Here is an 11,186-nt window from a genome sequence, read left to right on the forward strand (position 1 = left end):
ACCCTGTCAGACCAGCTCCCGGGTCATGAAGACGCTCAGCGGATCGGGCCGGTAATCGGCGAACGGTTCGCAGTAGGCGAAGCCGAACTTCTCGTACAGGGACCGCGCGGGGGCGAAGAAGGCGGCCGAGCCCGTCTCCAGGCTCAGCCGGGTGAAGCCCATGCGGGCCGCCTCGGCGATGAGGTGGCCGAGGAGCAGCGAGGCGACCCCGCTCCGCTTGCGCGCCGCGGCGGTGCGCATCGACTTGACCTCGGCGTGGACGTCGTCGAGCGCCTTGATCGCGCCGCAGCCGACGATCACGCCCCCGTCGCGGACCGACCAGAAGGTCACCCCGGGGCGGCGCAGCCCGTCGAGGTCGAGGGCGTGCTTGCTCTCGGGCGGGGTGGTCGCGCGCATCTCCCGGACGTGCTCCTCCAGGAAGGCCGCGATCTCCGGCCCCGAGAGGTCGTCGACCGCGATCTCCATCAGCGGGCGCTGAACTCGTGCACGAACTCGGTCAGCCGGGCGACCTGGTTGGGGTCGGTCGACGGGAGCACGCCGTGGCCGAGGTTGAACACGTGGCCCTCGGCCACCCGCCCGGCCTCGATCACCTCGCGGGCCCGCTTCTCGACGACCTCCCACGGCGCGAGCAGGATCGCCGGGTCGAGGTTGCCCTGCAGCGCCTTGCCGGACCCGACGCGCGTGGCCGCCTCGTCGAGCGGCACCCGCCAGTCGACCCCGACGACGTCGGCCCCGGCCTCGCCCATGATCGGCAGCAGCTCGCCGGTGCCGACCCCGAAGTGGATGCGCGGGACGCCGAGCTCTTCGAGCCCGGCGAAGATCTTCGAGGTGTACGGCAGCACGAACTCCCGGTAGTCGCGCGGCGCGACCGCCCCGACCCACGAGTCGAACAGCTGCAGCGCCGAGGCGCCCGCGCCGGCCTGCACCTTGAGCCACGCCAGCGTGATGGTGGTCAGCCGGTCCATGAGCGCGTGCCAGAGCTCCGGGGCGCCGTACATCATGGCCTTGGTGTGGTCGTGGTTCTTCGAGGGCCCGCCCTCGATCAGGTAGGACGCGAGGGTGAACGGCCCGCCCGCGAACCCGATCAGCGGGGTCGCGCCGAGCTCGGCGACCAGTTCGGTCACGGCCTCGGTGATGTAGGGGACGTCGCCGGGCTCCAGCGGGCGCAGCCGCCCGACGCCGGCGGCGTCGCGGATCGGGTCGGCGACGACCGGGCCCACGCCGGGCTTGATGTCGATGTCGATCCCGATGGCCTTGAGCGGCACCACGATGTCGCTGAAGAAGATGGCCGCGTCGACGCCGTAGCGGCGGACCGGCTGCATCGTGATCTCCACGACCAGGTCGGGGGTGGCGCACGCGGCGAGCATCTCGGTGCCCTCGCGGACCTTGCGGTATTCGGGCAGCGAACGCCCCGCCTGACGCATGAACCAGACGGGCGTGTGGGGCACGGGCCGGCGGCGGCAGGCCAGCAGGAAAGGCGACTCGGCCAGCTGGGGATTCACCCCACCAGAGTCCCACGCCGCAGGGCCGGTCGGTGCCGGGACCCCGGGTACAGGACCACCCAATGATCGGTATCGTTGGGCCCTCGCGACACCCCGGTCAAACGCCTCGCGAGCGCCGCTCTAGGCAAAGTGTTCGCCAAATGGGGCTCCGGCATCGATTCCAATACCACTTTCGAGACACGCCGAGCGCGATGCGGGGTTTTGTCGGCGCGACGTGCCACCGTCGGACGGACCGGTTCCGATGAAAGGGCGATGACTTCGATGTGGAGTTCCCCCGAACACCGCACTGAGCGCTGTGCCTCCTGCGACACCGAGCGCGAGTTCACACAGCCGCCCTGCGAGGAGGGTCACGAGGTGTGCCCCGAGTGGTCGTGCGTGATCTGCGGGAGCGCCCTGTTCCTTGCGTTGGCGGCGGCTTGATCACCACCGATGACCGCGACGACCACCCCCCTGCTCCGTCTCGTCCCGCGACCCGCCTCCGCGCCCGTCATGTCGATCGGTGACCGCCCGGGGCCGCCGGAGGCGTTCGCCCGTGCCATGGCCACGCTGCGCCCGGCGACCGTACGCCCCGAGATCGAGCTCGAAGACATCCCGGCGCCGCAGCGGCTGGCCCCCTATTCGGGCGCCGTGGGCGCGTCGGTCTACCGCGACGACGACGAACTGGCCGTGGGCCGGCTCATCGTGCTGTTCGATCCCGACGGCCAGCGCGGCTGGGAGGGCCCGTTCCGGCTGGTGGCCTACGTGCGCGCCGACATGGAGCCGGAGATCACCTCCGACCCCCTGCTCGGCCCGGTGGCGTGGAGCTGGCTGACCGACGCGCTGGAGACCCACGGCGCCGGGTTCGCCGCCGCGGGGGGTACGGTTACCAGAGCGGTGTCGGAGGGTTTCGGGAACAAGGACAACGATCCCGTCACGACCGAGCTGGAACTGCGCGCGTCATGGTCCCCTCTCGACGAGGATCTTTCCGCGCACGTCGCCGCCTGGTGCGACCTGATGTGCATCGCCGCCGGGATACCTCCCCTGCCGCCCGATGTCACGGCCCTGCGGCCGAGACGCACCGATGAAGAGACAGACCGGAAGACCAGTACGTGACCGATGAGACAGCCGTTCAGCCTCTGCTGGAACCTCGCGAAGGGATCCCGCCCGTCATAGCGGAGGCCGCCGACCTCGCGGCGGCGGTGACCGCTTTCGCGGGCGGGACCGGCCCGGTGGCCGTCGACGCCGAGAGGGCGTCCGGCTACCGCTACAGCGGCCGGGCCTACCTCGTGCAACTCCGGCGGTCGGGCAGTGGGAGCGCGCTCATCGACCCGATCGCCTGCCCCGACCTGTCGGCGCTCGACGCCGCCCTGTCGGGCGCCGAGGTCGTGCTCCACGCCGCCACGCAGGACCTGCCGTGCCTGGCCGAGATCGGATTCCGGCCCAGGCGGCTGTTCGACACCGAGCTGGCCGGCCGGCTGCTCGGCTACGAGCGCGTCGGCCTCGGCACCATGGTCGAGGTCGTGCTGGGCTTCGGCCTGGTGAAGGGCCACTCGGCCGCCGACTGGTCGACCCGCCCGCTGCCCGAAGACTGGCTGCGCTACGCCGCCCTCGACGTCGAGGTGCTGATCGAGCTGCGCGACGCCCTCCACGCCGAGCTGACCGAGACGGGCAAGCTCGAATGGGCGATGGAGGAGTTCGCCGCCATCCTGACCGCGCCGACGGCTCCCCCGCGCACCGACCCGTGGCGCCGCACCAGCGGCATCCACCGCGTCAGGGCCCTGCGCGGCCTCGCGGTGGTCCGCGAGTTGTGGACGATCCGCGACGCGCTGGCCCGCGAGACCGACCTGGCCCCGGGCCGGGTGCTGCCCGACTCGGCGATCGTCCAGGCCGCCCTCGACCTGCCCCGCACGACCAAGTCGCTGACCGAGATCGCCCCCTTCACCGGCCGCAGCGCCCGCCGCCACCTGCGCGAATGGCTGACCGCCATCACCCGCGGCCGCACCATGCCCGAGTCGGAGCTGCCCCAGCCCCTCGGTCCGGGCGACGGCCCGCCCCCGGCGAACCGCTGGGCCGACCGCGACCCGGCGGCCGCCAAACGCCTCGCCGCCGCCCGCGCGGTGGTCGCGGCCCTGGCCGACGAACACCGCATGCCGACCGAGAACCTGCTCCAGCCCGACGCCGTCCGGCGGCTGACCTGGGAGCCCCCGGCCGACCTCGACGAAGACGCGATCTCCGAGCGGCTGCGGGCGCTGGGGGCCCGCGAGTGGCAGATCGGACTGGCGGCCCATCCGATGTCACGGGCGCTCCAGCGCCTGGAGATCAAGGGCGAGATCTGACCGGCGCGGCCGAGGACTCCTCGACGAGGGGGTGCTCCTGGCCCCACACCAGCATGGCGTGCAGGATGCCGCTGAGGCTCCGGCCCTGTTCGGTGAGCTCGTAGACCACCCGGGGCGGCACTTCCGCGTGCACCGTTCGGGTGAGGATCTGCTGGTTCTCCAGCATGCGGAGCCGCTCGGTGAGCGTCTTGGGGCTGGGGTCGCCCAAAGCCGAGCGCAGTTCGCCGAATCGTCTGGGGCCGGTCAGCAGTTCACGGATGACCAGGGTCGACCACTTGCCGTCGAGGACCCTGAGCGTGCGCTCGACACCGCACTCACTGGTGGGGGCCGTGGTCAGGCGGGCGACGACGGTCCTTGACGCACGCCTACGCCGGGGCCGATGCGGTCATCGTGCAACTGCCGCTCGTCTTCGCCGCCGATGCGGCCGTGCCGCAGGCCGAGGCGGTGCTGGCCGCGCTCAAGGGCGGCGCGGTGCCCCGAGTGGTGTTCAACACCGGCGGCCCGACGCCCGGCGGGCCCGTCGGTGTGCCCTTCGTGGACGCCCGGGTGCTGCTGGCCGCCGAACTGCCGGGCGTCGTGGACGCCGCGACCGTCGTGGCGCCGGCGTTCACGTACATGGAGAATCTCGCGGCCCCCTGGTCACTCCCCCGGGTGGGCGAGGGGGAAGCCGCCTACCCGCTGCCGGCCGGCCTCCCGGTTCCCTGGCTGGCGCTCGACGATCTCGCCGGCGTCGTCGCCGACCTCGTCACCGACCCCGCTCCGCCGCCGGTGCGGATCGTGGCCGGCCCTCAGGCCCTGACCGGTCACCAGGTCGCCGCGGAGCTGACCGCCGCACTGGGCCGCGAGGTGCGGTGGCGGACGGTCGAGCCGGAGGAGTACGAGCGGATGCTGGCCCCGTTCACCGGCGCCGCGATCGCCGCGGGCATCGCCGCCGCCTACGCCCCTCCCCCGCCCGGATCACCGCCGCCCGCGGCGCCGGACCCGGCCGTGATCACGACCGGGACGACGACACTCCGCGAATGGGCCACCGGCCGGAGCCGGCGTCCCTGATGACCTACGACCGCAACCACACCGCCGTGTCCTGCGGCAGGCCGCCCTCCAGCGGGCCGCTCGCCAGGATGACCTCCCCGTCGAGGGGAAGGGTCCGCGCCGACAGGTTGACCACGCAGGTGAAGCCGTCGCCCCGGGTGAAGGCGATCACCTCGTCGCCCTGGTCGAGCCACGTGAAGGCGCCGCCGCGCGGGCGGGCCGCGATGGCCCGCTTGTAGAGGTTCAGCGTCGAGCCGGGGTCGGCCTGCTGGGCCTCGACGGTCAGGGCGGCCCAGGTCGCGGGCTGCGGCAACCAGGTCGACTCGCCTTCGGTGAAGCCGTAGGGCTTGGCCGTGCCGGACCACGGGATGGGCACCCGGCAGCCGTCGCGGCCCAGGCGGGCGCCCGCCGTGCGGTGGAAGACGGGGTCGTCGCGGAAGGCGTCGGGGATGTCGATGACCTCGGGGAGGCCGAGTTCCTCGCCCTGGTAGACGTACGACGAGCCGGGCAGCGCGAGCAGCAGCAGGGCGGCGGCGCGGGCGCGGCGGGTGCCGAGCTCGACGTCGACGTCGAGGTCGTGGCTGGCCAGGGGGCCGCCGCCGTAGCGGGTCACCGGGCGGACCACGTCGTGGTTGCTGATCACCCAGGGGGCGACGACGTCGGATTCGGCGGCCAGGCCGATCGAGGTGGTGATGGTGTGCCTGAGGGCGGCGGCGTCCCAGGCGGTCTGGAACAGGAAGAAGTTGAACGCCTGGGGCATGCCGCCGGGGCGGAAGTAGGGCTCCAGGTGGGTGATCTCGGTGCCCCAGAACTCGCCGACGGCCGTGCGCTCGCCGGGGAAGACGTCGGGCGGGTAGGAGTCGAGGATCGCCCGCCACGAGGCGTAGTGGCCGATGAGCTCGGGCCGGTGGAACCACGGCGACGGGCGGTCGGAGGGGGCCGGGTCGGGCACGCTCGGCAGGTCGGGGTCCTTGAACAGGCCGTGGGCGACGTCGACGCGCAGACCTGCCACGCCCCGGTCGAGCCAGAAGCGGATGACCTTCTCGAACATCGCCGGGACGGCCGGGTTGCGCCAGTTCCAGTCGGGCTGGGAGGAGTCGAACAGGTGCAGGTACCACTGGCCGTCGTCGACCTGGGTCCACGCCGGGCCGCCGAAGATCGACTGCCAGTTGTTGGGCTCGTCGCGGAACATGAACAGGTCGCGTTCGGGGCTGCCGGGACCGGCTTCCAGGGCCGCCTGGAACGCCGGGTGGGCCGACGAGCAGTGGTTCGGCACGATGTCGACGATCACCCTGATGCCGTGTCCGGCGGCCGCCGCGACGAAGGCGTCGAAGTCGGCCAGGGTGCCGAAGCGGGGGTCGACGTCGCAGTAGTCGGCGACGTCGTAGCCGCCGTCGGCGAGCGGCGAGGGGTAGAAGGGCGAGAACCAGACGGCCTCGACGCCCAGATCGGCCAGATAGGGCAGCCGGGCCAGCGCTCCGGCGAAGTCGCCGGTGCCGTCGCCGCTGCCGTCGGCGAAGCTCCGGGGGTAGACCTGGTAGACGACGGCGTCACGCCACCACTGACTCAACACACGCTCCCTTTTTGCTGGTCGTTTGCCTAGTTAACCAGACCCCTTGCGCTTCGGGAGAGTGCCGACGTACCGTGCGGAAAGCGCTTTCCACCTAAGGAGGACCACATGGCCGAGCTCGGCGTGGTGATGAACGGGGTCACCGGGCGGATGGGATACCGGCAACACCTGGTGCGTTCGGTGCTGGCGATCAACGCCCAGGGCGGGGTCGTGCTGGCCGACGGGTCGAAGGTCAAGCTGCGGCCGGTGCTGGTCGGGCGGAGCGAGACCAAGCTCAAGGAGCTGGCCGCCCAGCACGACGTCGCCGACTGGACGACCGACCTCGACGCCGCCCTGGCCGACCCGGCCAACACGATCTACTTCGACGCCCAGATCACCCAGGCCCGCGTGGCCGCGACGAAGAAGGCCATCGCGGCCGGCAAGCACGTCTACTGCGAGAAGCCGACCGCCGAGACCTCGGCCGAGGCGCTGGAGCTGGCCGCCGCGGCCGAGGCCGCCGGGGTGAAGAACGGCGTCGTCCAGGACAAGCTGTTCCTGCCGGGCCTGCTGAAGCTGAAGCGGCTGATCGACGGCGGGTTCTTCGGGCGGATCCTGTCGATCAGGGGCGAGTTCGGCTACTGGGTGTTCGAGGGCGACTGGCAGGCCGCGCAGCGCCCGTCGTGGAACTACCGCGCCGAAGACGGCGGCGGCATCGTGCTCGACATGTTCCCCCACTGGGCCTACGTGCTGGAGAACCTGTTCGGCCCGGTGACCTCGGTCTACGCCCACGTCACGACCCACATTCCCGAGCGGTGGGACGAGCGCGGGCAGGCCTACCCGGCGACCGCCGACGACGCCGCCTACGCGGTGTTCGAGCTCGGCGGCGGCGCGGTCGCGCAGATCAACTCGTCGTGGGCGGTCCGGGTGAACCGCGACGAACTGGTGGAGTTCCAGGTCGACGGCACCCACGGCAGCGCGGTCGCCGGGTTGCGCAACTGCCGCGTCCAGCACCGGAGCGCCACGCCCAAGCCGGTCTGGAACCCCGACCTGCCCGCGACGGCCCGGTTCCGCGACGACTGGCAGGAGGTGCCCGACAACGCCGAGTTCGACAACGGCTTCAAGGTCCAGTGGGAGCGGTTCGTGCGCCACGTCGTCGACGACGCGCCGTTCCCCTACACGCTGCGCTCGGGCGCGCGCGGCGTGCTGCTCGCCGAACTCGGCCTGCGGTCGGCGGCCGAGGGCCGCCGCCTGGCGGTGACCTCGTGACCACGTTCAAGAGCCGGGTCGTGTACGCCGCCGCGCACGTCGTGGCCGACCCCCTCGCCGACAACACGCCGGGCAGACCCGCGGTCATCGACTGGGAGGCCACGCTGCGCTTCCGGCGGCACCTGTGGTCCCACGGCTTCCGCGTCGCCGACGCCATGGACACCGCCCAGCGCAACGCCGGCCTCGACTGGGCCGCCACAAAGGAGCTGATCCGGCTGAGCGCGGCCGAGGCCCCCGACCTGGTGGCCTGCGGCGCGGGCACCGACCAGCTCACCGGCCCGGCCGACCTGACCGAGATCCTCGACGCCTACCTGGAGCAGATCGACACCGTCCAGTCGGCCGGCGCCGGGGTGATCATCATGGCGTCGCGGCAGCTGGCGGCGGTCGCCGGGCACCCGGAGGACTACCACTGGATCTACGGCCGCCTGCTGGCCGAGGTCGAGCGCCCGGCGATCCTCCACTGGCTCGGCGAGATGTTCGACCCGAACCTCGCGGGTTACTGGGGTTCCCGGGACGTCGAGAAGGCGACCGCCGAGTTCCTGACCCTGGTCCATGAGAACGCCGCCAAGATCGAGGGCGTGAAGGTCTCGCTGCTCGACGAGGCCCACGAGGTCGCGCTGCGCGCCGCGCTGCCCGAAGGGGTGCGCCTCTACACGGGCGACGACTTCAACTACCCGTCCCTGATCAAGTCGGGCTCGCACGCCCTGCTCGGCATCTTCGACGCCATCGCCCCCGTGGCGGCGGCCGCGCTGACCGCCCTGGACGAGGGCGACCTCGACGCCTACGACCGCATCCTGGCCCCCACGGTCGACCTGTCCCGCAAGATCTTCGAAGCGCCGACGTTCCACTACAAGACCGGCATCGTCTTCCTGGCCTGGCTCAACGGCCACCAGGACGCCTTCGTCATGGTCAACGGCGCCCAGTCGGCCCGCTCCCTGCCGCATTTGCGCGAGGTGTACCGCCTGGCCGAACGGGCCGGCCTGATCGCCGACCCCGACCTGGCCGCCGCCCGCATGCGCTCCCTGGAGGCGGTGTACGGCCGATGAGCCTGTCGCTGAACCAGTGGACGACGAAACGGTGGACCGTCCGGGAAGCGGTGGAGGGCTGCGCCCGGCACGGCGTCGAGGCGATCGGCCTGTGGCGGCAGAACGTCGCCGAACAGGGCCTGGACGAGTCGGTGAAGCTGGTCCGCGACGCGGGCCTGCGGGTCTCCTCGTTGTGCCGGGGCGGCTTCCTGACCGGCGGCGACGCCCTCGACGACAACCGCCGCGCCATCGACGAGGCGGCCGCGCTGAACGCGTCGTGCCTGGTCATGGTCGTCGGCGGCCTCCCGGGTGTGGTGCCGGGCGAGCCCCTGGGCGCGTTCTCGCGTGACCTGCCCGCCGCGCGGGCGAGGGTCGCCGAGTCGCTGGAGGTGCTCGCCCCCTACGCGGAGCAGGCGGGGGTTCGCCTGGCGCTCGAACCCCTCCATCCCGTCTACTGCGCCGACCGGGCCGTGGTGTCGACCCTGAAGCAGGCCAACGACCTGGCCGGGCCGTTCCCGAACGTCGGGGTGGTGGTCGACACCTTCCACGTGTGGTGGGACCCCGAGGTGTACGCCGAGATCGCCCGCGCGAAGATCTTCAGCTACCAGGTGTGCGACTTCCTGGTCCCGCTGCCCGCCGACGTCCTGCTGGGCCGGGGCATGATGGGCGACGGCGTGATCGACTTCAGCCCGATCACCGAGGCGGTGCGCGCGGCCGGGTACGACGGCGACGTCGAGGTCGAGATCTTCAACGCCGACGTCTGGGCCCGCGACCCCGACGAGGTGATGACCGAGATGATCAGCCGCTACGAACGACTGATCGCACCCACTCCCGCGCCCCGGGGATGACCTCGTCGAGGTCCTCGACCTCGGGATGCCAGGCCTTCTCCCACTCCAGGGAGAACCAGCCGGGATAACCCCGGAGCAGGCCGCCGACGACGTCCAGCGGCACCTCGCCCAGCCCCATCGGCCGGGGCGTGGTGCCGACGGCGTCCTTGACCTGGACGTAGGCCAGATGCGGCGCAAGGGCGGCGAACGTGGCGGCGGGCTCCTCGCCGTTCCGCCACGGATGGAGGATGTCCCAGATCGCCCCGGCGGCCTCGTGCCGCCCGAACCGGTCGAGCAGCGCCCCCACGGCGGCCCCGGTCGCCAGGTGGTCGTGCGTCTCGACCAGCACCCGCGCCCGGGTCTCCCCCGCGACCGCCTCCAGCCGCCGCAGCGCCGCCTCGACGTCGGTCCCGCCCGGGAAGACCCGCACCCCGAGCGCCCCGAACCGATCGGCCAGCACGAGCTGCTCCCGCAGCGCGGCGATCACCGGCTCGTCGGGTCCGGACTCGGCGATCCGGACATATCCACACAGGGACACGACCTCAAGGCCGGCCGCACGAGGGTCGGCGTCGAGCGGCATGTCCTCGTGGAGCCGCAACTCCAGCCCGCCGACCCCGTGCCGCAGGGCCAGGTCGACCGCCTCGGACAGGGACGCCCCCGGCAGCCCGAGGGTGCTGATCGCGAATCTCACCGGGCGCGCACACTCTCCCTGATCACGACCTCGCCCTCCACGTGGACGACCGACGGCCCCGCGTCCTCCGACAGGGCCAGTTCGACGGCCCGCGCGCCCATGGCGGCCAGCGGCAGCCGTACGGTCGTCAGCGCCGGGACCAGGTCGCGCAGGGTCGCGATGTCGTCGAACCCGGCCAGCGACACGTCGTCGGGCACCCGGATCCCCCGGTCGCGGAACGCGGCGAGGGCTCCTACCGCCATCACGTCGTTGACCGCGAACACGCACGTCACCCCGGGGTCGATCGACAACGCCGCGCCGTAACCGCCGTCGCGGTCGAAGGGCCCGTGGACGATCTGCGGGGAGAGCCCCGGCAGCGCCCCGATGAAACCCTCGCACCGCTCGGCGGCGGTGATCAGCCGCGGCGGCCCGGCCAGCACGGCGAACTCCCGGTGCCCCATCGCGTGCAGCGCCTCGGCCAGTGCGGCCGCCCCCGCCCGGTTCGCCACCGCCACGGTGTCGGCCCCGAGAAGGTCCTGCCCGATGACGGCCACCCGCCCGCCCCCGGCCCGGTAGCGGTCGAGCTCGGTGCGCAGCGCGGCGGCCGAGGGGTCGTCCATGCGCGACCCCGCCAGGATCACCGCCCGCGCCCGCTGCGCCCCGAGCGAGGAGACGTAGGCGATCTCCCTGACGGGGTCGCGGTGGGTGGTGCCGACCATGACGACCATCCCGTGGTCGTCGGCCGCCTTCACCGCCCCGTCGGCGATGGCCGCGAAATAGGGGTCGACCAGGTCGTGGACGACCAGCCCGATGACGTTCCCGGCCCCCCGGGCGAGCGTCTGGGCCGCGACGTTGGTGCGGTAGCCGAGCTCGGCCGCCGCCTGCTCGACTTTGGCCCGCAACCCGGCCCCGACCTGACGGGCGCTCCCGTTCAGGACGCGCGAGGCGGTCGCGAGGGACACCCCGGCGTGTCGTGCGACGTCTTCCAGCGTGACCACGAGTG

Annotated in this window: 12 protein-coding genes; 6 read left to right on the forward strand and 6 right to left on the reverse strand. The window is 72.6% G+C overall.

Annotated features, from left to right (window positions below):
- Window positions 1-6 precede the first annotated feature (6 nt).
- Window positions 7-465 (reverse strand): GNAT family N-acetyltransferase, encoded by a 459-nt coding sequence (locus AW274_RS03880; RefSeq protein ID WP_062429377.1) that lies wholly within the window; start codon window positions 463-465, stop codon window positions 7-9.
- Window positions 465-1,502 (reverse strand): uroporphyrinogen decarboxylase, encoded by a 1,038-nt coding sequence (gene hemE / locus AW274_RS03885; protein WP_062429379.1) that lies wholly within the window; start codon window positions 1,500-1,502, stop codon window positions 465-467. Before hemE ends, AW274_RS03880 begins: the two co-directional genes overlap by 1 nt.
- A gap of 489 nt (window positions 1,503-1,991) precedes the next feature.
- Here hemE and AW274_RS03890 point away from each other — a divergent pair, with 489 nt between their 5' ends.
- Together AW274_RS03890 and AW274_RS03895 are read left to right on the forward strand one after the other, a co-directional pair.
- Window positions 1,992-2,594, forward strand: coding sequence for a DUF3000 domain-containing protein (locus AW274_RS03890; RefSeq protein WP_062335277.1), 603 nt, complete (start codon window positions 1,992-1,994; stop codon window positions 2,592-2,594).
- The gene (locus AW274_RS03895; RefSeq protein ID WP_062429381.1) at window positions 2,591-3,817 is read left to right on the forward strand and encodes an HRDC domain-containing protein; all 1,227 of its coding nucleotides are present in this window, start codon (window positions 2,591-2,593) and stop codon (window positions 3,815-3,817) included. The genes AW274_RS03890 and AW274_RS03895 overlap by 4 nt, the downstream gene beginning before the upstream one ends.
- Here the strand turns inward: AW274_RS03895 and AW274_RS03900 are convergent.
- Window positions 3,801-4,154, reverse strand: a complete 354-nt coding sequence (locus AW274_RS03900; RefSeq protein ID WP_062429383.1) for a winged helix-turn-helix transcriptional regulator — start codon at window positions 4,152-4,154, stop codon at window positions 3,801-3,803. The two genes, AW274_RS03895 and AW274_RS03900, sit on opposite strands and share 17 nt — an antisense overlap.
- Before the next feature lie 17 nt (window positions 4,155-4,171).
- Between AW274_RS03900 and AW274_RS03905 the strand changes: the two genes are divergently transcribed.
- The gene (locus AW274_RS03905; protein WP_062429385.1) at window positions 4,172-4,867 is read left to right on the forward strand and encodes an NmrA family NAD(P)-binding protein; all 696 of its coding nucleotides are present in this window, start codon (window positions 4,172-4,174) and stop codon (window positions 4,865-4,867) included.
- 4 nt (window positions 4,868-4,871) lie between these two features.
- On the opposite strand, the gene AW274_RS03910 is transcribed toward AW274_RS03905, so the two are convergent.
- On the reverse strand, window positions 4,872-6,419 hold the full coding sequence (locus tag AW274_RS03910; protein WP_062429387.1) for an alpha-amylase family glycosyl hydrolase: 1,548 nt from the start codon (window positions 6,417-6,419) through the stop codon (window positions 4,872-4,874).
- Window positions 6,420-6,524: 105 nt separating this feature from the next.
- On the opposite strand from AW274_RS03910, the gene AW274_RS03915 reads away from it, so the two are divergent.
- The 3 genes from AW274_RS03915 to AW274_RS03925 are packed head-to-tail and all read left to right on the forward strand — an operon-like array spanning window position 6,525 to window position 9,534.
- Complete coding sequence (locus AW274_RS03915; RefSeq protein WP_062429389.1) at window positions 6,525-7,661, forward strand: Gfo/Idh/MocA family protein; 1,137 nt, start codon at window positions 6,525-6,527, stop codon at window positions 7,659-7,661.
- Complete coding sequence (locus AW274_RS03920; RefSeq protein ID WP_083973812.1) at window positions 7,658-8,707, forward strand: dihydrodipicolinate synthase family protein; 1,050 nt, start codon at window positions 7,658-7,660, stop codon at window positions 8,705-8,707. The genes AW274_RS03915 and AW274_RS03920 overlap by 4 nt, the downstream gene beginning before the upstream one ends.
- A complete protein-coding gene (locus AW274_RS03925; protein ID WP_062429391.1) occupies window positions 8,704-9,534 on the forward strand; it encodes a sugar phosphate isomerase/epimerase family protein in 831 nt (276 codons plus the stop codon). The genes AW274_RS03920 and AW274_RS03925 overlap by 4 nt, the downstream gene beginning before the upstream one ends.
- On the opposite strand, the gene AW274_RS03930 is transcribed toward AW274_RS03925, so the two are convergent.
- Together AW274_RS03930 and AW274_RS03935 are read right to left on the reverse strand one after the other, a co-directional pair.
- Entirely contained in the window at window positions 9,485-10,204 is a 720-nt protein-coding gene (locus AW274_RS03930) for a sugar phosphate isomerase/epimerase family protein (protein ID WP_062429393.1), read from the reverse strand. The genes AW274_RS03925 and AW274_RS03930 overlap by 50 nt on opposite strands.
- The gene (locus AW274_RS03935) at window positions 10,201-11,181 is read right to left on the reverse strand and encodes a LacI family DNA-binding transcriptional regulator (RefSeq protein WP_083973813.1); all 981 of its coding nucleotides are present in this window, start codon (window positions 11,179-11,181) and stop codon (window positions 10,201-10,203) included. The genes AW274_RS03930 and AW274_RS03935 overlap by 4 nt, the downstream gene beginning before the upstream one ends.
- Between the last annotated feature and the right edge of the window lie 5 nt (window positions 11,182-11,186).

Origin of the sequence: Herbidospora daliensis, assembly GCF_001570585.1 — a bacterium.
Lineage (GTDB): Bacteria > Actinomycetota > Actinomycetes > Streptosporangiales > Streptosporangiaceae > Herbidospora > Herbidospora daliensis.

Excerpts from the sequence above, each read along its gene's own strand:
- AW274_RS03880 (WP_062429377.1), bottom strand. The coding sequence starts at position 465 with ATGGAGATCGCGGTCGACGACCTCTCGGGGCCGGAGATCGCGGCCTTC.
- AW274_RS03890 (WP_062335277.1), top strand. The coding sequence starts at position 1,992 with ATGTCGATCGGTGACCGCCCGGGGCCGCCGGAGGCGTTCGCCCGTGCC.
- AW274_RS03915 (WP_062429389.1), top strand. The coding sequence starts at position 6,525 with ATGGCCGAGCTCGGCGTGGTGATGAACGGGGTCACCGGGCGGATGGGA.
- AW274_RS03925 (WP_062429391.1), top strand. The coding sequence starts at position 8,704 with ATGAGCCTGTCGCTGAACCAGTGGACGACGAAACGGTGGACCGTCCGG.